General features: G+C 35.6%; 17 protein-coding genes. All 17 read right to left on the minus strand.

Going from position 1 to position 23,201, the window contains the following annotated elements; all coding sequences use genetic code 11:
• Window positions 1-138: 138 nt before the first annotated feature.
• The gene (locus IGJ37_RS08415; protein ID WP_002359933.1) at window positions 139-972 is read right to left on the minus strand and encodes an energy-coupling factor transporter transmembrane component T family protein; all 834 of its coding nucleotides are present in this window, start codon (window positions 970-972) and stop codon (window positions 139-141) included.
• The gene (locus IGJ37_RS08420) at window positions 969-2,675 is read right to left on the minus strand and encodes an ABC transporter ATP-binding protein (RefSeq protein WP_002378495.1); all 1,707 of its coding nucleotides are present in this window, start codon (window positions 2,673-2,675) and stop codon (window positions 969-971) included. The genes IGJ37_RS08415 and IGJ37_RS08420 overlap by 4 nt, the downstream gene beginning before the upstream one ends.
• Before the next feature lie 100 nt (window positions 2,676-2,775).
• A complete protein-coding gene (locus tag IGJ37_RS08425) occupies window positions 2,776-3,327 on the minus strand; it encodes an ECF-type riboflavin transporter substrate-binding protein (RefSeq protein WP_002356937.1) in 552 nt (183 codons plus the stop codon).
• Window positions 3,328-3,556: 229 nt separating this feature from the next.
• A complete protein-coding gene (gene glmM / locus IGJ37_RS08430; RefSeq protein WP_002356936.1) occupies window positions 3,557-4,912 on the minus strand; it encodes a phosphoglucosamine mutase in 1,356 nt (451 codons plus the stop codon).
• Window positions 4,905-6,068 (minus strand): CdaR family protein, encoded by a 1,164-nt coding sequence (locus tag IGJ37_RS08435; protein ID WP_002362088.1) that lies wholly within the window; start codon window positions 6,066-6,068, stop codon window positions 4,905-4,907. Before IGJ37_RS08435 ends, glmM begins: the two co-directional genes overlap by 8 nt.
• Window positions 6,065-6,949 (minus strand): diadenylate cyclase CdaA, encoded by an 885-nt coding sequence (gene cdaA / locus IGJ37_RS08440; protein ID WP_002389035.1) that lies wholly within the window; start codon window positions 6,947-6,949, stop codon window positions 6,065-6,067. The genes IGJ37_RS08435 and cdaA overlap by 4 nt, the downstream gene beginning before the upstream one ends.
• Before the next feature lie 195 nt (window positions 6,950-7,144).
• Entirely contained in the window at window positions 7,145-10,876 is a 3,732-nt protein-coding gene (nifJ, locus tag IGJ37_RS08445; RefSeq protein WP_325814869.1) for a pyruvate:ferredoxin (flavodoxin) oxidoreductase, read from the minus strand.
• A 256-nt stretch (window positions 10,877-11,132) separates the two neighbouring features.
• Complete coding sequence (gene glnA / locus IGJ37_RS08450; protein ID WP_002356929.1) at window positions 11,133-12,473, minus strand: type I glutamate--ammonia ligase; 1,341 nt, start codon at window positions 12,471-12,473, stop codon at window positions 11,133-11,135.
• A 42-nt stretch (window positions 12,474-12,515) separates the two neighbouring features.
• Entirely contained in the window at window positions 12,516-12,899 is a 384-nt protein-coding gene (locus IGJ37_RS08455) for a MerR family transcriptional regulator (protein ID WP_002388239.1), read from the minus strand.
• Between the two features lie 202 nt (window positions 12,900-13,101).
• Window positions 13,102-14,343, minus strand: coding sequence for a GTPase HflX (gene hflX / locus IGJ37_RS08460; protein ID WP_002356926.1), 1,242 nt, complete (start codon window positions 14,341-14,343; stop codon window positions 13,102-13,104).
• Window positions 14,344-14,346: 3 nt separating this feature from the next.
• The gene (gene miaA / locus IGJ37_RS08465) at window positions 14,347-15,276 is read right to left on the minus strand and encodes a tRNA (adenosine(37)-N6)-dimethylallyltransferase MiaA (RefSeq protein WP_002362093.1); all 930 of its coding nucleotides are present in this window, start codon (window positions 15,274-15,276) and stop codon (window positions 14,347-14,349) included.
• Window positions 15,277-16,023 carry a glycerophosphodiester phosphodiesterase gene (locus IGJ37_RS08470; RefSeq protein WP_002362094.1) on the minus strand — a complete coding sequence of 249 codons (747 nt, stop codon included), beginning with the start codon at window positions 16,021-16,023 and terminating at the stop codon, window positions 15,277-15,279. It abuts the gene before it with no gap.
• A gap of 108 nt (window positions 16,024-16,131) precedes the next feature.
• Window positions 16,132-17,943 (minus strand): DUF3329 domain-containing protein, encoded by a 1,812-nt coding sequence (locus tag IGJ37_RS08475; RefSeq protein WP_252671334.1) that lies wholly within the window; start codon window positions 17,941-17,943, stop codon window positions 16,132-16,134.
• A complete protein-coding gene (locus IGJ37_RS08480) occupies window positions 17,940-18,914 on the minus strand; it encodes a GDP-mannose 4,6-dehydratase (RefSeq protein WP_002395291.1) in 975 nt (324 codons plus the stop codon). Before IGJ37_RS08480 ends, IGJ37_RS08475 begins: the two co-directional genes overlap by 4 nt.
• Before the next feature lie 180 nt (window positions 18,915-19,094).
• Window positions 19,095-20,519 carry an O-antigen ligase family protein gene (locus IGJ37_RS08485; RefSeq protein WP_002362097.1) on the minus strand — a complete coding sequence of 475 codons (1,425 nt, stop codon included), beginning with the start codon at window positions 20,517-20,519 and terminating at the stop codon, window positions 19,095-19,097.
• Window positions 20,519-21,649, minus strand: coding sequence for a glycosyltransferase (locus IGJ37_RS08490; RefSeq protein ID WP_002389251.1), 1,131 nt, complete (start codon window positions 21,647-21,649; stop codon window positions 20,519-20,521). Before IGJ37_RS08490 ends, IGJ37_RS08485 begins: the two co-directional genes overlap by 1 nt.
• Entirely contained in the window at window positions 21,649-23,181 is a 1,533-nt protein-coding gene (locus tag IGJ37_RS08495) for a lipopolysaccharide biosynthesis protein (protein WP_002362100.1), read from the minus strand. The genes IGJ37_RS08490 and IGJ37_RS08495 overlap by 1 nt, the downstream gene beginning before the upstream one ends.
• Window positions 23,182-23,201: the final 20 nt, after the last annotated feature.

The following is a 23,201-nucleotide window of genomic DNA, read 5'->3' on the forward strand; positions in this document are numbered from 1 at the left end:
AATCTAAAAACCGAAAATTGGTCTAGTTCTTTAAAGTTACAAAAAAAGAATCTAGTACACTCATAGTAAGAGAAAGTACTAGATTCTTAATAATAAAAAAATATCCGTTCTATTTATAGAACCTTATCAATTTGTTATTTATTGGAATGGATTATAAAACCGGCCACCATTCACATGGAACAACCAGAAACTGATTCCTAATAAGCATAAGGCAAGTAACATTACCGAAAAATCACGCAGATGAAAAGGTTGTTGCGCATACCACGTTCGATTTTTCTTTTGACCAAAACGCCTTAATTCCATAGCGGTACTCACAGTTTCAATTCGATCTAAACTAGATAGGATTAAGGGTAAAACGATTTGTGCTACGCCTTTGATTCGTTGGCCTAACCGTCCCTTTTTAGACATCTCATAACCTCGCGCTTGTTGTGCTAAAGAAATATTAAAAAAATCTTCTTGGATATCGGGAATATAACGAATAGCCAGCGCTACTGCATAACTAATCCGATAACTCACACCAATTCGATTCAGGCTGGAGGCAAATTCACTAGGATTTGTTGTTAATAAAAAGATTAATGCCAACGGAATCGTACAGAAATATTTTAAAACTAAATTAAATTCATAAAATAATTCTTCTTGTGTCAAAGTAAACCGTCCGATTCCTTCCCAAATCACGGTACGTGATTGATATAAATCAACCCCATATTCAGGTGCAAAAAGGTAAACCGTTAAGATATTTAACAAAGAAAAAATAGCAATAAATTTAATAACAAAAGATATTTGATGCCATTTAATATTTGATAATTTTAACAAAACAAGCGAAACCACAGACATTCCTAACAGATAACGAGTATCATACGTGGTCATACAAGCCACAGAGACAACGATTAAAAAGACTAATTTGCTTGTGCCGTTTAAGCGATGAATCCAGGTTGAATCAGGATGATAGCCTAACATTTGTCGTTCACTCATCCAAAACGCACCTCACGATCGTAAGCAACAAATTTTTCCGTAAATAGCAAGGGATTTTCCAAGCCTAACGCTTTAGCAAAGGTAAACAAGCTCGTTTCTTTTAAAGAAGCTGCTTGAATTAATTTTTCATCTGTTAAAACAGCAACTGGAGTCGCATCTGCTAGTAAACGTCCATCACAAACTACTAACGCACGTGTTGTATATTCCAACATTAAGTGCATATCGTGAGTGATCATTAAAATAGTCACACCTAAGCGGTTCAATTCTTCTAAAAATGTCATCATTTCTGTATAATGTTTAAAATCTTGTCCAGCTGTTGGTTCATCTAAAATTAATAATTCAGGTTCTAAAACTAAGATTGATGCAATAGTTACCCGTTTTTTCTGCCCAAAACTCAACGCAGAAATCGGCCAGTTCCGGAAGGGATACAGCCCACAAATATGTAAAATATTCGTCACACGTTCCTCAATTTCTGCTTGTGGCACATCTCGTAAAACTAATCCTAAAGCTACTTCTTCAAAAATCATTTTTTTAGAAATCATTTGATTGGGGTTTTGCATCACATAACCAATTTTATCTGCACGTTCTTTGATTGAATAATTGGAAAAATCCTGTCCTTCCCATAAAATCTTGCCCGATTGAGGCGTGATGAACCCGCAAATTATTTTAGAAAGTGTAGACTTCCCGGCACCATTTTTTCCTACAATGCTGATCATTTCTCCATGATGAATAGTTACTGAGAAGTCATCTAACACTTTTTCACCGTGACGATCATATTGATAGGACACTTGTTCCAAACGTAATAGTTCAGCTCCTTTGACTGCACTAACTGAACTAGGTTGGACAGACCACTGTGTCATTTTAGGCAAAACCATTTCGCCTGATACTTCGGCTAATTTGTCTAAATGACTAACTTGTGTTAAATCAATCCCAGCATATTTCATGGCTGTAACGTACAGAGGTTCACGAATCCCTTGTTGGGTCAACGTATCTTGACGTAACAATTCATCTGGCGTTGTATCAGAAATAATTGCGCCCTCATTCATGACAATAATTCGATCAACTGATTCGCAAAGAACGTCCTCTAAGCGATGTTCTATTATTAAAACAGTCGCTTTTGTTTCTTGTTGAATGGTGTCAATCAAAGTCATTGTTTCTTGTCCCGCTCGTGGGTCAAGATTAGCCAAAGGTTCATCAAAAAGTAAAATTTTTGATTGGTTAATTAGAACGCCCGCCATAGATACACGTTGTTTTTGACCACCTGACAAATCTTGTGGACGGTGTTGCAATAACTGATTCAGCTCAACAATCTCGGACCATTTGTGGACCGCTTTTTTCATTTCTGCTTGTTCAACTGCATCGTTTTCTAAAGCAAAAGCAATATCCTCAGCAACCGTTAAACCGATAAACTGCCCATCGGTATCTTGTAAAACAGTTCCTACATCAAAAGACAAATCAAATAGACTTGTTTCTTGGATATTTTTACCAGCAACCGTAGCTGTTCCTTGAATCTCACCTTCATAAATATTGGGAATTAACCCGTTGATACATTGCGCCAATGTTGATTTACCACTACCACTAGGCCCAACGATTAAAACCTTTTCTCCTTCATAGATGGTTAATTGAATCCCCTTTAATGTTGGTTCAGATTGGCTATGATATTGAAAGGAAAAATTATTAAAAGTAATGATTGGTTTTTTCATTCGGCCTCACCTCAGTTTCTCCATAAAAGAAAGGGTCTGAGCATTAGCAAAGTAATTACTAGGGCAGACCCTTAACCATTTAAATTATTTCGACAGTTTCTTAATCTTTTGATAAACTGCCTTTCTTTGTTCTTGTTGATGCATAAGCTTTCATCAACAATGTTCCAATAATCCCCACAGCGACAATATTTGAAACAGTCGCGAATACGCCTTGTGTAAACACTTTACTTGCGGGTTCACTATAAATCAAAATATCCAAGCTAGGCGCGATTAAGCCCCAAACGACGATATTGCCAAAGGCTTGGAAAATATTGAAACGCACCATGTCATTTGTTGTGAATTCACCATGTTGAAGATCCATTTTACGACCAGCGAAGCCAAAAATAATACCAATAATTCCTGAACAAATAATCCAGCTCCACCAAGCGCTACCATACGTCGTAAAATCTTTTAACGTGTGACCGATCAAACCAATTAGCCCTCCAGCTACTGGTCCAAAAACAACTGACATTAAAGCAAGAAATGGATACGACGTTTCTAAGTTCGTATTAGGAATCCCAGTTGGAATCACAACGAATCGACCTAAAATAACAAAAACTGCAGAGCCAATTCCAATTGCTACAATTGTCTTGACGGACATTTTTTCTTTCATTTCGCTCCTCCATTCTATAACTCCATTGATTTACAGCCGCTCCCTTCTTGATTTTATCGAATAAAAAAAGAAGATACGCGGTGCATCTTACTTCTAAAATAGTACCCTTTTAACCGCTCTATGTCAATGATAGACGGAGCTTATTAGCTATTTTCTTTTTTTGATTTCCAACAAAGAAACCAGACACTTAACGCAAGCTAGCATTAAGTGTCTGGTTTCTAATTGGTTCTTATTCAACGCCGATTTCTGCACGTACTACTTCAGCAATTTTATCAACGTAATAATCAACTTTTTCTTGTGTTGGCGCTTCGGCCATCACACGTAACAATGGTTCTGTTCCAGAAGGACGAACTAAAATACGACCTTCGCCATTCATTTCTGCTTCTGCTTGTTCGACAACTGCTTTGATTGCCGGAACTTCCATTGCACCATTTTTATCTGTGACACGAATATTGACTAATTTTTGTGGATAAATCGTCACTTCATCCGCTAATTCAGATAATTTTTTGCCCGTTTGCTTCATAACATTCAACAATTGTATCCCTGAAAGCATGCCATCACCTGTTGTGTTGTAATCTAAAAAGATCATGTGACCAGATTGTTCGCCACCAAAATTGTAATCATTTTTACGCATTTCTTCTACAACATAGCGGTCACCCACTTGCGTTACCACATCTTTTAAGCCAATTTCTTCTACAGCTTTATGGAAACCTAGATTACTCATCACTGTTGTAACGATTGTATCTTTTTTCAAACGTTTTTTCTCAGCTAAATATTTGGCACAAATATACATGATTTTATCACCATCGATAATTCGTCCTAATTCATCGACTGCAATAATTCTATCACCGTCGCCATCGAAAGCCAAACCAGCATCTGCGCCTTTTTCAACAACCATTTCTGCCAAAGCTTCAGGATGAGTGGAACCCACACCATCATTGATATTCAATCCATTAGGACTTGTTCCCATTGTATAGAAATCTGTCTCTAAATCCGCGAAGACACGATTGACTGCTGTTGCAGTTGCTCCGTTGGCCGCATCTAAACAAACAGTCATATCTGCTAAATCGCCAGGAATACTTTGAACTAAAAATTGCGAATATTTTAGTAAGCCTTCTGGAAATTCATCTAATGAGCCTAAGCCTTCTGCAGAAGGTCTTGGTAAGGTGTCTTCTTCTGCATCTAACAATGCTTCAATTTCTGCTTCTTGATCGTCTACTAATTTGAAGCCATCTGCCCCAAAAAACTTAATCCCATTGTCTTCCGCAGGATTATGTGAAGCTGAAATCATTACGCCAGCGGATGCTTTTTGTAAACGAGTTAGATATGCTACACCAGGTGTTGAAATCACCCCTAATTGGAAAACTTCAATCCCGACTGATAATAACCCAGCAATCAATGCTTGTTCCAACATCTCACCTGAAATACGTGTATCGCGGCCCACGAGAACACGAGGTTTTCTTGAACTATCTTCATGTTGACTCAACACATAACCACCGTAACGCCCTAATTTAAAAGCTAATTCAGGTGTTAACTCCTTATTTGCAATTCCTCTTACACCATCTGTTCCAAAATATTTACCCATTTTGATTCTCCTTAGTCACTTGATTCTCTGTATTTTCAGTTGAACCAGCAGTTGTACTTTCTACTGTTGATCCCTCACTTGTTGTTTCAGAAGTATTTGATTCTACTTGACTGGATGTACTTGGTTGTACTGCTTGGCTACCTGAGCCAGCCGTTGTTGAACTTGCAGGTTCCCCTGAAGTTTCATTTGTATTTGATGACTGTTGTTGATTGTACACGGGGCTCAAAGAAACGTCAACCTCATCTGGTGTAACTACGTATTCTCCATTAACGGGAATAGTCACTGATTGTTTTGTTTCTTTACGAATATCAGAAATATCTACCGGTACCTCAATTGATTCTAGCGTATCTAAAATTGATTGCGGGCCACTGACCCTAACTTGGTACGTTGATAAACTATAATTGTAATGAGCGATCCCAGCAGGTGGCGTACCTGTCATACTAACATTCAGTGGTACATCTTTTGTTGGCGCAGTTAAGCCTACCGTTACTTTGACTTGTGGTGCTGGATTTTCGATACTTAGGACTTGACCTTTGGCATCTAGCGCTTGGACATTTACCGTTTGTTTAATCGTATCAATTGTTTGTTTGGCACTTGAGACTGGCGCAATCACTTTGTCAATTGCTTTCGCTGTTTCTTCTCCAGTTGTTACTTCTACAGTTTTTGGATCTACAGAAATATTTTTTACTTTGTAGCCTTCTTTTTCAATGTTATCAGAAAGTTGTGCTTCTACATCGAATTTTTTTGTTACTCTCTTTTCAATCGTTACAGTCACTGTTTTCGGTTCAATTTCAGCTGTAACAGCTGAACTTAGTCCCCGAACTGTCAAAGGCACTTCCGAAGTCCCTAATGGCAATTTGGTTAAGTCTGCGACCACTTGGAAATTTCGTGTGTCAGCATTTGATTCCATGTTTAATTGAATGCGGTTCGCACTACGCAAATGAACATTCACACTCTCTTCAAATCCAGAGACATAATATTTGTCTTTATCGTATTGGACTTGGACAGGAATATTATTCAATGTTTCACTATACGTTTGGCTTGAACCTGAATTGGAGGGATTATTGCCTGTTGCATTGGCATTAAAAAATAACAACAATGCAAACAGCAATGAAAGCAAACCATTAAACCAGCTTTTTTGGGAGGCTTTTCTCATTTGCGTTTAACCCCCTTTGTAACATCATCGATAAAATGCTGCAAAGCACTTTTTTTATCTTCCGATGATTCCGAAATTAACTCCTTACGCAAAATTGTTAAATACTCTTCTTGCGTTAGGCCAGGAATTAATTCATTGTTCAACGTCAAACTAACGTCACCAGTTTCTTCAGAAACAACAATCGTAATGGCGTCACTGACTTCACTGATACCGACTGCGGCTCTATGGCGCGTTCCAAATTCTTTTGGAATTAAATTGCTCTCTGATAGCGGTAAATACGCACTAGCAACAGCAATTTTTTCATTTTTGATAATCACTGCACCATCATGTAGTGGTGTATTTGGAATGAAAATATTAATCAGTAATTCACCAGTAATATCGGCATCCAAATCAATACCTGTCTCAATGTATTCATCTAAACCAGTATTGCGTTCAATGGTTATCAAAGCACCAATTTTCCGTTTTGACATGTACTGAATGGCTTTGTCAAAGGCCTGAATAATACGCTCATCTTCTTGTTGCGCACCTTTATTCGGGCGGAAAAACGAACTTCTCCCTAGATGTTCCAGCCCTCTTCGCACTTCTGGTTGAAAAATAACAACCGCGGCGATTACACCATACATGATGACTTGATTCATTAACCAAGATAATGTATGTAGACCAATTATCTCACTTAGAATGCGGATAATGATAAAAACAGCGACACCTTTTAATAGTTGGACTGCTTTTGTTCCACGAACAAGCATGATTAATTTGTAAACGAGGTACCATACGACTAGGATATCTATGATATTGATAACAAAATCCTTAGATAAGAAATCCGTTGAGATGACTTGCTGCCAATAATTCAAATCTAATAATTGATTCAATTGAAACGACATCATACCCCTCACTTCTCTCTCAAGATTTCCTAACAAGTATACCACATTATTTTCTTTCATCACAGAACGCAAGCGGAAACATCAAAAAAATTTAGGAACTTTTTCAAATAACTTGAAATTTTTCATCAAAAAATCGCATTTCTAACTAAAAAACGTGTCTAAGCAAAAGCTCAGACACGTTTTTTTGATTTCTATTTAATCTTGCCCACGTTGTTTTCTCTTGGCTGCTCGTTCAGCGCGACGGGCAGCCCTTCTTGCTTCCGCTTCCGGATCAACTACGCGTTCTTTTTTCACTCGTGGCTTCTCGTTCTCTGGCGTATTTATTTCTGGTTCACTTTGTTTTTCTAGTTTTGCTCGAATTTTTTCTTCTTGACCAGCTAAACGAGCATAATTATAGAACCGTCTCTTAGCATCATTAATTGTTTTATTAAATAACAATTCCGCTGTATCTGGTTGACTGGATTCTAAGGACGCAAAGCGAACTTGTTGGCGCATAAACTCTTTCATTAATGAAAAATCTGGTTTTTTGAAATCCAATGTCATTGGTTCTTTGCCTTTTTCTCGCAATAATGGATTATAGCGATATAAAGACCAGTAACCTGAATGAACCGCGTCTTTCGCTTCTTTCAACGTTTGACTCATCCCACCTGCTAAACCATGTGTAATACATGGTGTATAAGCAATAATAATCGATGGTCCAGGGAATTTTTCTGCTTCTTCAAAAGCTTTAATCGTCTGCATTTGGTTTGCACCTGAGGCAATTTGAGCGACATAGACATTTTCATAAGTCATTGCCATCATCCCTAAATCTTTTTTAGAGGCATACTTCCCACTGGCAGCAAATTTCGCAATCGCTGATGCCGGAGTTGCTTTGGAAGTTTGGCCACCTGTATTGGAATAGACTTCATTATCTAGAACTAACATATTTACATCCGCGCCACTAGCTAACACGTGGTCAATACCGCCGTAGCCAATATCGTAAGCCCAGCCGTCTCCACCAATCATCCACTGACTTGGTTTAACAAAAAGATCTTGATCGTCATAAATTGCTTCCAATAAAGGTTGATTCGTTTTTTCTTCAAGCAAAGCTGCACGTAATTTAGCTGCACGTTGTTGCGTACCTTCACTTTCGGACAGATGTGCTATCCAATCTTCCATCAATAAACGTAAAGAATCACTGGCTACAGAAAAAGCTTTGGTCATTTTACTAGCTAAACGTTCGCGACGCGCTTGCGTTGCTAACAACATGCCGTAACCAAACTCGGCATTATCCTCTAAAAGAGAATTTGACCAAGCTGGACCTTGTCCTTGTTCATTAGTAGTGTAAGGTGTCACACCCGCTGCAGCACCCCAAATCGATGAGCAACCTGTTGCATTAGCAATCAGCATTCGGTCACCAAACATTTGCGTCAATAATTTAACATAAGGCGTTTCGCCGCAACCAGAACAAGCACCAGAAAACTCTAATAAAGGTTTATTAAATTGCGAACCTAAAACAGTATTCGGTTTTGCTGGGTTTTCCTTTTGACGTAACGTCATAGCAAACGCCCAGTTCATAGCCTGCTCTTTTTCTTCTTCATAAGGTTTCATTACTAAAGCTTTCCTTTTAGCTGGACAGGCTTCAACACAAAGACCACAGCCAGTACAATCTTTGACTGAGACTTGGATACGATATTTCAAGCCGTCGGCACCACGTAGATCACGCACAATGAATCCTTCTGGCGCTTCAGTCATTTCTTCTTCATCGGCTAAGAATGGTCGTATCGCCGCATGAGGACATACAAAGGCACACTCATTACACATAGTACATCGATCGCTAATCCACTCAGGTACTTCTAATGCAACTCCACGTTTTTCAACTGCCGCAGTTCCCAAAGGCATCCGCCCATCTGTCATCCCATTTTTCGCTAGTGTCGCAACAGATAACGCATTGCCTTCTTGACGATTAATCGGTTCAACAATTTCATGAACAAAATCACTAACATTTTCTGAACGTTTTCGAGGTTGAACTTCAAGCGTTCTCCACTCTGCTGGAACAGGTACCTGATGCAACAATTCAACGGTCTTATCGATTGCTTGAATATTTTTTTCGACAACTTTCATGGACTTATGACCATAACTTTTCAGTGCTTCTTCTTTTAAAATTGGCAACACTTGCTCAAAAGGCATAATTTGCGCTAATTTGAAGAAAGCTGTTTCCATCGCGGTATTAATTCGCCCGCCTAGTCCGACTTCACTAGCTAATTTCACTGCATTGATTGTATAAAACTGAATCTCATTTTCAGCTAGATACCGTTTTAATTGATTGGGTAAAAATCGTGCGAGTTGTTCATCATTCCAAATGGTATTTAAGAGGAAAGTACCACCTTTTTTTAACCCTTTTACTAAATCATAGGTATGCAAATAAGCGGCTGTATGACAAGCCACAAAATCAGAATGTTCAATGAGGTACGTTGAACGAATAGGCGTCTCGCCAAAACGTAAATGAGAAACGGTCAACCCGCCTGATTTTTTTGAATCATAATAGAAAAAGCCTTGAGCATACTTGTCTGTATGATCACCGATAATCTTAATTGCTGACTTGTTCGCCCCTACTGTCCCATCAGAACCAAAGCCCCAAAATTTAGCTTGATAGGTTTTCGGATTCGTCAAATCAAGTGGTTTGCCAACTTCTAATGAAGTATAAGTTAAATCATCATCAATCCCAATTGTAAAACGCTTCTTCATGGCAGAACGTTCTTTCATTAATTCATCAAAAACCGCAACAATTTGATTTGGCAGCACATCTTTAGAACCTAAACCATAGCGCCCACCAATAATTGTTGGGCGAATGTCCGCTTCATACATCGCACTTTGGACATCCAATAATAACGGTTCGCCACCAGCACCGGGCTCTTTCGTCCGATCCAAGACAGCAATTGCTTTAACTGATTGTGGTATTTTTTCAAGAAATGTTTCAACTGGAAATGGTCGATAAAGATGGACATTAAGGAAGCCAACTTTTCTTCCTTGTTCTTGTAAATAATCAACCGTCTGTTCAATTGTTTGTGCAACTGAACCCATCGTGACGATCACTTCTTCTGCATCTCCTGCGCCATAATACGTCACTAAATCATAATTGGTTCCCCGTAACCGATTAATTTCTGTCATATATTTTTGAACAATACCAGGTAATTTTTCATAATAAGGATTTATTGTTTCTCGTTGTTGAAAGTGAATATCTGGATTTTGGTTCATTCCACTAACGGAAGGGTGATTCGGGTTCATGCTCCGACGACGAAATTCGGCTAATTTCTCTTGGTTTACTAAGGGTGCTAATTCTTCATAGTCAAGAACTGCCACTTTTTGAATTTCATGACTTGTTCTAAAGCCATCAAAAAAGTTCATAAATGGAACACTCGCTTCAATCGAAGCTAAGTGAGCCACTGGTGCCAAATCCATCACTTCTTGCACACTGCTTTCTGACAACATAGCAAAGCCTGTTTGGCGCGCGGCCATTACGTCTCCTTGATCACCAAAAATATTTAAAGCATTTGTGGTTAAAGCTCGGCTCGCCACATGAAAAACAGATGGTAATAGTTCTCCAGCTATTTTGTACATATTAGGAATCATTAAAAGTAACCCTTGTGAAGCCGTATAGGTCGTGGTAAGCGCGCTTGTTTTTAAAGAGCCATGGACCACGCCGGCAGCACCAGCTTCCGATTGCATTTCGACTACTTTCACAGGTTGACCAAAGATATTTTTCTTACCTTCGGCCGACCACTGATCAACAAGTTCAGCCATCGTTGAACTTGGTGTTATTGGATAAATGGCTGCTAATTCTGTAAAAGCATAGGAAATATAAGCTGCTGCTGCATTCCCATCCATTGTTTTCATTTTCCGCATGTTTTTCTCATCCTTTATATCTAAAAAATAGAATAGTTGCACGCATATTCTTGTTTATTATAGCGGAATTTCACAAATTATGAAAGATTTTGTCAATTTTTTTGCTTAAAAATAAAAGAGAAATTGAGAAAAACCCCCTTCCCCCCTATAAACAAACTATTTCACTGAATTAAAATTACTTTATTTTGTGAAATAGAAATTATCTATTCGTTCACAAACTAAAAAATGAAAGAGGGAGATAAGCGTTTCGACTTATCTCCCTCTTTCTAAACATTAAGATTATTAAAAGTAACAGCTTTTAGTACAACTCCAAATATTGTTCTCTTTCCCATTCAGAAACGGTTTGACGGAAGGCTGCCCATTCCATTCGTTTCGCTTCTACAAAATTGGCAAAAATATGACGACCTAATGCATCAATCATTACTTGATCTTTACGTAATTCTTTGATGGCATTGTGTAAGGTTGATGGCAAATCTTCAATTTGTGCATGTTGACGTTCTTCCTCATTCATCACATAAATGTTACGATCAACTGCTGGCGGTGGCGTAAGTTCATTACGAATACCATCCAAACCTGCTTGTAATAAGACAGCCATTGTTAAATACGGATTCGCTGAAGGATCGACAGAACGTAATTCTAAACGAGTCGATAAACCACGAGATTCAGGAACTCGAATGAGTGGTGAACGATTTCTGCCGCTCCAAGCTACATAAACAGGTGCTTCATAACCTGGTACCAAGCGTTTATAAGAGTTCACTGTTGGGTTACATACCGCAGTATAGGCACGGGCATGTTTTAATAAACCACCTAAGAAATGATAAGCAGTTTGGCTTAAGCCCATCTCTCCTGACTCGTCATAAAAAACATTACCTTCTTCATTAAATAATGACATATTGCAGTGCATACCAGAACCATTAATTCCAAACAAAGGTTTTGGCATAAATGTTGCATGCAAGCCATGTTTGCGCGCAATAGTTTTCACAACTAATTTGAATGTTTGAATATTGTCACAAGCATCAACTACATCAGCATATTTAAAGTCAATTTCATGTTGACCAGGTGCTACTTCATGATGCGAAGCTTCCACTTCAAAGCCTAAACTTTCTAACTCTAAAACAATATCACGGCGACAATTTTCACCTAAATCGGTTGGCGCAAAATCAAAATAGCCACCTTTATCATTCAAGTCAGTGGTAATTTCACCATTCTCATCTAATTTAAATAGGAAAAATTCTGGTTCTGGTCCTAAGTTAAACGAAGTAAAGCCTAATTCTTTCATATCTGCTAAGGCGCGTTTTAAATTACCGCGGGGATCTCCGGCAAAAGGGGTACCATCAGGATTGTAAATATCGCAAATTAAGCGCGCAACTTTTCCATGGTCGCTTTCCCACGGAAAAATCATCCATGTAGATAGATCAGGGTATAAATACATGTCACTTTCTTCGATACGAACGAATCCTTCGATGGATGACCCATCAAACATCATTTTATTATCTAATACTTTATCTAGCTGACTCACAGGAACTTCAACATTTTTAATTGTTCCCATAATGTCGGTAAACATTAGTCGTAAAAAACGTACGTTTTCTTCTTCTGCAATATGTTTAATCTCTTCTGCCGTTTTGGCTTTTCTTGTCATCGGTCTGATCCCCATCCTTCATTTTTATTGGCTGCTGAAACGTTAAAGCCTTGGTACATTCGATTGGAACGGATTTTGCTGAGTAAGTCCTCCTTGCGAAAGGATTTCGTCGTATAAAATCTGACGAACATCTGCATCGGTTAACGGACGAGTTGCCTCGGCGGTGTTTTTTTGTTCTTCTAATTTCATTTCATACACACGCTTAATCCCTGCCATGTTCAATCCATCAGATAAATAATCTTTAATTTCTAACAAAACATCAATATCATTTAAAGAATACATGCGTCGGTTGCCCTCACTACGTTCTGGATGAATCAATCCCTGTTCTTCATAGTAGCGAATTTGTCGAGCGGTCAAATCCGTTAGTTTCATAACTGTACCAATTGGAAAAACTGACATGGAACGGCGTAACTCTTTTTCTCTCATCTCCATCCTCCTCTCTTAGTTATTTCTTAGAATAACAATAGAATGACAAATTGTCAAGAACTTATGTTAGATTTTCTAACATAAAACAATAAACCTGATAAATATGGACTTTCCCATCTTTTCATGGCTGATTTTCTCCTGCTAACCAAAAAAATAGAAATGATTTGTTTTTACAAATCATTTCTAATCAACTTACCATTTTTTATTCTTTTTCGGATTCAGCCAACCATTTAGACTCTTTTTTCGCAAAGCCTTTCACGATATACCGATTTTCATTTTCAGCATATTCTTCTGAAATCATTAGTGTCATCCGGCGAAGTTCACTTAATAGCTGTCCGTCAGTTGGGCTAATTTCTAATTGATAAGGCTCGAGTAATTCCATCATTTGGGCACGGATAGCTTGAACCAGTCGTTCTTTATCTTCAGAAATTTTAGTTGAGATCAATACATTGGGAAATAAGGTTGGGACAAATTCTTTGCTGTCCACTTGATCTCTTTTATTATAAACCGTCAAGCATGGAATATTTTCCAACGCTAATTCTTTAATCAATGTTTGAACTGTGCGTTCATGTTGTAACCGATCTGGCGCACTTGCATCCACCACATGGAGCAGTAAATCCATCGTCCGACTTTCTTCCAATGTCGACTGAAAGGCTTCAATCAGTTGTGTTGGTAAATCTTGAATGAAGCCGACCGTATCGGTCAGCGTAACTTCCATGCCTTGAGGCAATTGCCATTTTTTAGTTAAAGGATCTAACGTTGCAAACAATTGATCCTCTGAATAAGTTCCTGCTGTTGTCAACATGTTGAGAATGGTTGATTTGCCAGCATTGGTATAACCAATCAAGCCAATTTGAAATAGTTCTGAATTTTGTCTTTTCTGGCGGCTTCGTTCACGATGAGCAGTGACTTCTTTTAACTCACGACGGATGCCTAAGATTTTATTCCGAATGTGTCGGCGGTCCGACTCTAATTTCGTTTCACCAGGCCCGCGTGTCCCAATACCTCCTCCAAGTCGTGACAACTGTTTTCCTTGACCAGCCAAGCGAGGCAATAAATAATCCAATTGTGCTAATTCAACTTGTAACTTTCCTTCTTTGGAGCGCGCACGCAAAGCAAAGATATCCAAAATTAATTGTACACGATCAATTACTCGCACAGCTAACGCTTCAGATAACAGTTGATTTTGACGCGGTGTGAGCTCATGATTAAAAATCACAAGATCCGCTTCATAGGCATCTGTTAATTGAATTAATTCTTCCAATTTCCCCTTACCGATTACGGTTTGTCGATCAACTTGTGGTCGTTTTTGTGTTAAAACAAACACCACTTCTCCATTAGCGGTTTCCGTTAAATTCGCCAGTTCCTCCATTGATGCAGAAAATGTCTGATAATTTTTTTCCGTTTCAACTCCTACTAGAATCACTTTTTCATGAGTGGTCATCGCCTACTCACTCTCCTTCTGTTGTAGCCATTCCGCTACTTCTTTTTCCAACTTGGGCAAATCTGTTGGCTGTTGAACCAAATCCCACCAATGCGCAGCCATTCGATTTCTAAACCAAGTCAATTGACGTTTGGCATATCGCCGCGATTGCTGTTTGACTGTTTCAACCGCCATCTCTAATGATTGTTCACCGGAAAAATACGGAAAAAATTCTTTATAGCCAATACCTTGAGCTGCTTGTGCATGTGGTTGCTGAAACATCTGTTTTGCTTCTTCCAACAGTCCTTCTGTCATCATTTGATCCACCCGCTGATTAATACGCTCATACAATAAAGCGCGATCTGTTTCCAAACCTAACAAATAATAATCATAGAGACGAGCTGGTTTTTCCTTCGGGGTCAAAATACTATAACCGGTTTTATCAAAGACCTCTAACGCACGAATGACTTTTTTGCGATTATTAAAATGAATGCTGTCAGCCGCTAGAGGATCCTTTTGTTGTAATAACTGCCATAAGGCTTGATTCCCTTTTTCTTCCGCAAATAAATTATACGTTTCTCTAATTTCAGGCGAGTCATCTATCTCACGACTTCCTAGTTGAAAATCATAAAGGAGTGATTGAATATACAAACCTGTTCCTCCAACGATAATTGGTAGTTTCCCTTTTTCAGTAATTTCTTTGATTTTTTGACGACCCTCTTTCTGAAAATCAGCGGCAGAATATGTTTCGCTGACTTCACGGCAATCAATTAAATAGTGAGGAATTCCTTCTTTTTCTGTTTCTGTGACTTTAGCGGTGCCAATGTCTAACGAGCGATAAACTTGCATGGAGTCACCGCTAATAATTTCACCATTAAATTTTTTTGCTAAAGCAATACTTAATGCTGTTTTCCCCACCGCAGTGGGTCCTACAATAACTAATACTTTCTCCAATTATGTTTCTCCTTCTTCTTGCCAATTTTGACGAGCAAATTTTGCTTCCTCAGGAAAATCTGTATGAACGCCTGCCAATTTTAGCTGAAAACAATTTTCCATTTCTTCCATCCGATTAACAGTCCACGGCCGCAGCGGTTTGCCAATTGCGATAAGTTCTTTTTCATGAGCCAACACCCAAGACATTTTTGGATGTAAACTATCGACAAGCGCGAATGCCGGTCCCGCTTGACTTAAATCCTCTGCAGATTCATAAATAAAGGCAATTTCTGTCTTAGGATCAGCTTTTTTTAATTTAACTAAACTCGGAAAATAAAAACTGGAATATAAATAACGAAACGGCCAGTTTTTTTGCTTCATTTGTTGGACGACTTTTTTCTCAATTCCTTCATAATGGATAATATCCGTTTTAAGTTCAATATTCAAAAAACCATTGAATTGTTCTTCTACAAGACAATTTAAAACATCTTCCAATGTTGGAACACATTGAACAGAAGGATTTTTCTGAAACCAGCTTCCAGCATCTAGTTGTTTTAATTCGTTTAATGTTAACTGTTGGATTTCACCATGACCATCTGTCGTACGATCCACCGTTTCATCGTGCATAACGATTAAATAACCATCTTTAGAAAGGTGAACATCTAATTCAATTCCTTCAGCACCAACACGAACAGCCTCTCTGAAAGCAATACACGTATTTTCAGGGTGGGTGCCTTTGCTTCCTCGATGTGCAATAATATCTGTCATGCTCTCACTCCAATCTTGTTTATTGTACCATTGGAGTGAGGTGGGTTCAAATAATGTAGAAAAAAGAAGCCTCTCACAAATGAGTGGCTTCTTTTTAATATATAACAACTAACGCATTCCTGGAGCATTTTTTTCTGTAATATCAAAATTTACCGAATCAATAACTTTGTTAGTATTATTATCAATAATCACAAAGTTCAAACCTTTTTTATTTCTAGACATTTCTGTATCATTTATTTTTACAGAAGCGAATGTTTGATTTTCATAATTAGTATAACTTGAGAATACATCATAATTTAAAGCTTCAAATTTACCAGATAGTCTCGATAATTCTGCATTTGTTTCAACTGTTTTATTGTCTTTTGAAATCACTGCACTTAAAGTCCACGCATTGTTACCTTCGAATTTTACGTCTACCCCTAAGTCTTTTAAAAGCGACTCTTCCGCTTGTGAAAGATAGACTTGATTACCATAACCACTTAATAAAATAGTATATTGCGTATCAATTAATTTTTGTAAATAATCATTAAGATTAAAAATATTCATCAACTCTGGGTTACCATTTCTATATATATTGTCCCAATCTTTTTCTGAAACACTTCGCACAGACTCCAAGCCGTAATATTTTGCAACAGAACGATTAACTTGTGCATCTGAATTAGTTTTTACATGCGATAAATGATTAGAATAAGCTGAATATTTTGTTGTATTACTATATGATATATCTGGAAACACAGGATTGATATTTCCTTTTTTCTCTTGCTCAACTAAATAACTATATTGTTTTGTCAAATCTAATTTTGACAAGAATACATCACTTACACCAACCATTACGTTCATGAAGAATGTACATACCAAAATCACATACAAAACACTGTAAATTGGAGAAAACCTGATATTTACTTTATAATTTGGCAGTGACATAGAAAAAGCGATAATCAAGAATAATACGGCTCCATAATATGAACGTCCGTAATCTAATGCTGCTGGAGAGATGGCTAAAACTAGCATAGTAGCCATTCCAGAAATAAAATATACAACACTTAGGTATACTCTTTTTTTATCTTGACTAATATAAGCATATAAAACAAGCAACAAAATCAGTATAACTAAAAATAATGATAAATTTTCTTTCATTTGTTCAAATATTGTAATGATTCCTGTCATGGCCTTTCTTGGTAAAGACCAAGTACTTCTAGCAAAATAAGTAGCGCGAATCTTATTTCCTGGTGCTAAAGCCATTAACGCCAAACCTATAGCGTTACCAGCAACACCCGTGAACATCCATAAAGAAAGCTTTCGTTTTGTATAAAACTGCCAGCCAAGATACCCTAAAACGATAAGCAAAGCTCCTCCAGAGGTATTTTCATTACACCAACCAGCCAAAATTCCTAAAGCAAACATCAAAAAAATCATTAATTTTGTTTTCGTAAAGACGTGTTCTTCAATGATTTCTCTATGATACACATAAAGGAACGAAAGAATAATTAAACTTCCCCAAAGATAATTAGCTGAGCCTGTCTCCCACAAAAACACTTCTCCAAAGGCTGGGGTAAACAACCAAAATAGCACTTGAATAATAATAAATCTAAATGAATTATACTTTTCATCTTGCTTTTGTAAAGTAAGTCTATAAACTAAATATGTTACTATTGTGTATGCCAAAGCATTAAAAACATTAAAAATCCCTTTTGGTAACAATAAAAATATTCTTGCAATTACATGGACCACTGAACGTCCTGTCCATGTCATGTATTGATTGTATTCATCTATAAGTATCGTCATCCAACTTTTCGTTTTATAAAGGTATTCATAGTCATCTGCAAGTAATGGTGTTAAATTATTTAAAGTAAGCATCACCAAAAATGTAATAATAATTGAGCATATAAATATCTTCTTTTTATTCAATTTAACTTTCATCTCTGCTTACCTTCCGCTTTTAGTTCATACTTAACATATTTATCCAAACCGGATTGAATACTATATTTCGGTTCATAACCAATGGCACGTAATTTAGATATATCCGCTAAGGAATCTTTGATGTCCCCGGCTCGCGCTTCTTTGTATTCAACTGGCAAAGTGACTTTCATAATATCATTTAAAGAAGAAATTAACTCATTTAAATCGGTTGCTTTCCCTGTTCCGACATTATACACTTCCCCAAGTGATTGGTCAGAATGAGCGACAAGATTCAATGCTTGAACCACGTCCTCAACAAAGACAAAATCACGAGATTGTTTTCCATCACCAAAGATATTGAATGTCACTTCTTGATTGGCTAATAAGCGTTTGTAAGAGTCCATCACAATCGAAATAACGCCAGAATAAGGCGAATTAGGGTTTTGGTTTGGCCCATAAACGTTAAAGAAGCGAACAGCGCTTGTCGGAACATCATATAAATGACAATAGTTTAACACATATTTTTCAGAAGCAAATTTATCCACTGCATAAGGCGTTAATGGACGAATTACTGATTCTTCCTGTTTTGGTAAAGTTGGCTCATCACCATAAACCGCTGCAGAAGAAGCAAACACCAAACGTTTTAAATCTTTCTGGTACTTCCGAATTAATTCCAGTAATTGTAACACACTCTCAAAATTCACTTGGTGTGTTTCTACTGGACGTGCTACTGAATCTGCTACACTAGCAATCGCTGCTAAGTGAAAAATGTAATCGAACTGATACTCTTGTAGTACTTTTTCCATTAATTGTTGATCAATCACGCTACCTTCAATGAACGTGATATTTTCAGATGTGTTTAAATTTTCAGTTTGGCCCATTGATAAATCATCAATGACCACAACTTGATTGTCTTTACTATAATAATTTGCTAAGGTTGAGCCGATAAAGCCGGCACCGCCTGTGATTAAAAAGTTCCTCAAGTTTCCCACTCCAATTAAATTCATTTTGGTCTGCTTTCATAATGAACGGATATATTAAAGCTTTTTTATACCACTTACCCTTTTAAACTCTATTTAGCAGTATAAGTTTACTATAAGTATAAGAATTAATATAGATTGTATATTTAAAATCTAAACATAACACACATTATTGTACAACTTTTGGCAAATTTATTTTTGACTTCTTTTTATTGAAATTTCCTTTAGATATCCATTTAATGCACCTAAATAACTCCAAAACAAGAAAGAGCCTACTGTATTTACTAAAATAATTTCATTATTAAACAGACCTGAAAAAACTAAAATGATTTGAATAGTAAGTAAAGTTAAAAATTGTAAATTTAACTCCCTTTGATAAAAGTAATAACAAAATATAATTTTTATCCCATTAAATATCAAAAATATCATAAAAGGAATAAACCCAAGTAGACCAACGCTTGTTAAGATATTCAAAAAAGTATTATGCACTACTATTGACTTTTGGGAAATAAAAGTATTTGGCAATTTATCATGAGCATACGATAATAGATTTCTTGGAGAAGTTCCATAGATAGGAGAAGTTTTGAATATTTCAACCGAACTTTTCCAAATAGAGAAACGCATGTTTGATATATCCGAATTATCCACAACATCTTTACGATCTAAACTTATAGGTTCTTTTCTCTTTCCCGTAATTTCTCCGTTGACCTCTTCTTTTTTATACACTGCTGAGTAAATCTTATTAGGTACAGTAACTAACACATCTTTTGTTCCATTCTGAACTATTAAATAACCGAACAAGACTAATAAAGTAAACATACAAGAATATAAAATTTTTTTTAATACAGGTGTCTTTTTAACCCCTTGTTTGTAAAAAATTATTGAAAAAGCAAGAAACCCTACTGCTAAATAGCTTAAAAGTAAAGCGCTTCTCGATCCTGTTAATAACAAAGTAAAGAATTGGACTACAATATTGACTACTAAAAAAATTTTGATAAATATTTTTTTTGTATTTAAATACTTAAACAAATAATATAAACATAATATAATAGTAACTAAAGCAGTAGTTGCACCATAATTAGGATCTCCAAAAACTCCAAATAATCTAGATTCTAGAAAACCTATTCTTATGTGGTCTCTAGGTCCTGGTCCATAGACATAAACGTAACTGTATTGAAAAAGATACATAACTAGAGATATAATTGATAATAGAAACATCCCTACCATGACAATATAATTTATATAATCTATTATTAGAAAACTATTCTTTTGTCTTTTGACAAATTGGTATATTCCAATCACATAAATACTATTCCATACTAGCAATTTTAAATTACTACTCATTCCGTAGTTCCTATTTAATATTATAGATATCAGGAACGCAAGCAAAAATATCAAAATTAACCAATCAGTCCAATCTTTATTTTTTTCTATTAAAAAATTATATAATTCATAAAGAACTACAAAAAAACCTAAAAAAGCTAAAAAGGAAAACAGGATGCTGTCTAATGTTGATGGCAACAAGCTGTATATATTCATAGATCTAATAATCAATGAAAAAATCAAAATAAGTAAATATGATTTTTCCAAATAAAAAATTTTTTTTAAATTATCCATTATTTCACTCCTAAATTGTCTAAAAGTTGTATCCAATGTACTTTTATTTCGTCCATATTAAAATCGTTAACTCTTTTTAAAGAGATATTCTGCCATTTTAAACGCTCTTCATAACTATTACATAGTTTATTTATTTCACTAGACATTTTATTAATTTTGTAGTTTTCAATTAAAACACCATATCTACCATTATCTAAAATTTCTTTAGCTCCACTATGTTTAAAACTTATTACTGGTAACCCGCACTCCATTGCTTCGATTAAGACAAGCTGAAATGATTCAATTCTTGAAGTAGATATAAAAATTGAACTATTAACATAATGATCTATTAATGCCTCCCCATTCAAAGCTCCAACATATTCAATTACATTTTCTACGCCATTTTCTTTTATAAGACTTAAGAATTTTTTTACTTGATTCTTACTACCATTTGCCGCCACTCGTATTTTCCAAGTACTAGGTATAGTTTTTGCTACTTCAATAAGATAGTCAAGCCCTTTAATTTCCACATCTAATCTAGAAGTAAAAGAAATTACTCTTTCCGTTAATTTAGACTTCACACTAGTATTAAAAGTAACAGGATTATGAATTATTACTGAATTATGATTGAATTTACTGTAGGCTTTTAAATCTGTTTGTGTTAAACAAACTATTCTATCAACACTTGCTAAAGATTCTTCATATGACTTTAAATAGTTTTTAACTAAAGAGCCAAAAGTCTGTTCTGCAGATTCATGCATCCATGCTATTTGTTTAACTTTGGGATATTTTTTTTTCAAAGGAATTGCAAAAATAGATACCGCAGTAAAAGAATTTAGAATAATACAATCTATATTAAATGTTTCTATTAATTCGGAAAGCTGTTTTATTTCTCCTTTATAGTATTTATATGGCGTAAACTTTCCTCCACTAAAGATATACTCTGTACCTTTTTTTAACTTATCTAACAATTTGCTATGTCTTCCTTTAAAAAAATATATTTTTTCTTCAGGAAGATTAGAATAATTGTCTGTATACTTGTATGAATAATATACTAGATTGTGATTCTTGTTCAGTTCTTTCCCAAGTGTTGCAGCAATGATATTAGATCCACCATAACCAAGAGAAGGACTGACTATGCAGATATTCATCAAGATTTCCTCCCTAAGACTTTTTTTGCAATATTCAGTAGATATTTAAACTCACTTGAGCGTGAGTAAAAAACTAAATACAGAACTCCACCAATAAAAATTGATATAATTGCTTTGTATATTATACTAACTAAACCACTATAATCAATTAAAGATTGTGTGTAAACAGTGATTAGAGTTGCTAGACCTAACAAAAAGCAATATTTTGAAAATAACTTTATATATACAGACATACTTACCTTAAGCCCATACTTAAAAATGTAAAATACTTCTACCCATAACACATAGCCTAGTGAAGATATTAATGTACCTAAAAGCACACCGTTTATGCCCATATTAAAAAATATTAATAAGATCAATGAGCAAGTCAAATTAATTGTGGCTTCAATAATAGATTTCCATCTTTGAATCCAATATAGACCATATGAATCTATAAAGACAAAGCTTGTATTTCTAAACATTTGAACCACTAAATTAATAATAATTAAAAAAACTGTAAAAGAAGGCAAAACATATTTATCACCAATCCACCAAATTATAAATGGATTAAGCACTGAAGCAAGAATTAAAGTAGAAAAATATAACATTGAATAATTTACAAATAAGTGTTTTTTAAACAAATCCAATGCATCTTTTGTGCTTGCGCTAACAATATAATTACCGATACTAGCAGTTATTGAGTTAGTTACTTGTTTACATAGATTTTGTACATTATTAACTATCATTGTATAGTTCGAGTAAAAACCGACTGCTGATAGACCAACAAAACTAGAAATTAGGATACTGTCAGTTCCCATAACAATAACTCCGCCAATTTTAGAACTCATATTTCCAATTACATTTTTTTTAATACTATTCATTTTTTCTTTAGATAGTTGTTTTTTTGAGTATCTTTTCAATTCATTGTAATCTTTATCTACTTTTAAAGAAATACTTACATTTCCCAATAGTGTAAAAACTAGTTGGACAATTAGATATAGTGAAAAACTTTTATAATGTATAAGTAAATATATTTGAAAAACATTACTTAACAGTAAAAAAACAAAGTCATTCAAATTTACAATATACGTTCGTTGATGTGCTATCAACAGTGATCGCTTATACGTAAAAAAATAACTTAAAACAGAATTTGATAAGTACAATAAATAATACAAAATAAATTGATTACTAATTGAATAGTCACCAGAAATATAAGGGAAAAGCGGGATAATGCTGACTCCTATAACCGCAACTCCAACCCCTATAAAGTGATAAGCTTTCTTATATAAATCCATTAACGCATTTATCTCTTCTTTATCACCTACTGCTATAGGCTTATACATAGAATATACAATAGAGGTACCTATTCCAAGTTCAGCTAAAGATAAAATGCTAAGTACATTCGTAAAAAGACCATTCAGTCCTAAATAAGTTACCCCTAAATATCTTATAAAGAATGTCCGTACCACAAATTGCATAATTAATTTTAGAAAAAATACTAAAGTAGAAATAGATGAGTTCATTATTGAATAGTAAAGACGTGATTGTTTCATATAACCCCTCCGCTTTAATT

This window comes from Enterococcus sp. AZ104 (assembly GCF_050546705.1).
In the GTDB taxonomy this organism is placed as follows: Bacteria; Bacillota; Bacilli; order Lactobacillales; family Enterococcaceae; genus Enterococcus; species Enterococcus faecalis.

What these genes read in the sequence shown, in the direction of transcription:
- IGJ37_RS08415 (WP_002359933.1), bottom strand. Translation starts at nt 972, where the DNA reads ATGAGTGAACGACAAATGTTAGGCTATCATCCTGATTCAACCTGGATT.
- IGJ37_RS08420 (WP_002378495.1), bottom strand. Translation starts at nt 2,675, where the DNA reads ATGAAAAAACCAATCATTACTTTTAATAATTTTTCCTTTCAATATCAT.
- IGJ37_RS08425 (WP_002356937.1), bottom strand. Translation starts at nt 3,327, where the DNA reads ATGAAAGAAAAAATGTCCGTCAAGACAATTGTAGCAATTGGAATTGGC.
- glmM (WP_002356936.1), bottom strand. Translation starts at nt 4,912, where the DNA reads ATGGGTAAATATTTTGGAACAGATGGTGTAAGAGGAATTGCAAATAAG.
- IGJ37_RS08435 (WP_002362088.1), bottom strand. Translation starts at nt 6,068, where the DNA reads ATGAGAAAAGCCTCCCAAAAAAGCTGGTTTAATGGTTTGCTTTCATTG.
- cdaA (WP_002389035.1), bottom strand. Translation starts at nt 6,949, where the DNA reads ATGTCGTTTCAATTGAATCAATTATTAGATTTGAATTATTGGCAGCAA.
- glnA (WP_002356929.1), bottom strand. Translation starts at nt 12,473, where the DNA reads ATGACAAGAAAAGCCAAAACGGCAGAAGAGATTAAACATATTGCAGAA.
- IGJ37_RS08455 (WP_002388239.1), bottom strand. Translation starts at nt 12,899, where the DNA reads ATGAGAGAAAAAGAGTTACGCCGTTCCATGTCAGTTTTTCCAATTGGT.
- hflX (WP_002356926.1), bottom strand. Translation starts at nt 14,343, where the DNA reads ATGACCACTCATGAAAAAGTGATTCTAGTAGGAGTTGAAACGGAAAAA.
- IGJ37_RS08470 (WP_002362094.1), bottom strand. Translation starts at nt 16,023, where the DNA reads ATGACAGATATTATTGCACATCGAGGAAGCAAAGGCACCCACCCTGAA.
- IGJ37_RS08475 (WP_252671334.1), bottom strand. Translation starts at nt 17,943, where the DNA reads ATGAAAGTTAAATTGAATAAAAAGAAGATATTTATATGCTCAATTATT.
- IGJ37_RS08485 (WP_002362097.1), bottom strand. Translation starts at nt 20,519, where the DNA reads ATGGATAATTTAAAAAAAATTTTTTATTTGGAAAAATCATATTTACTT.
- IGJ37_RS08490 (WP_002389251.1), bottom strand. Translation starts at nt 21,649, where the DNA reads ATGAATATCTGCATAGTCAGTCCTTCTCTTGGTTATGGTGGATCTAAT.
- IGJ37_RS08495 (WP_002362100.1), bottom strand. Translation starts at nt 23,181, where the DNA reads ATGAAACAATCACGTCTTTACTATTCAATAATGAACTCATCTATTTCT.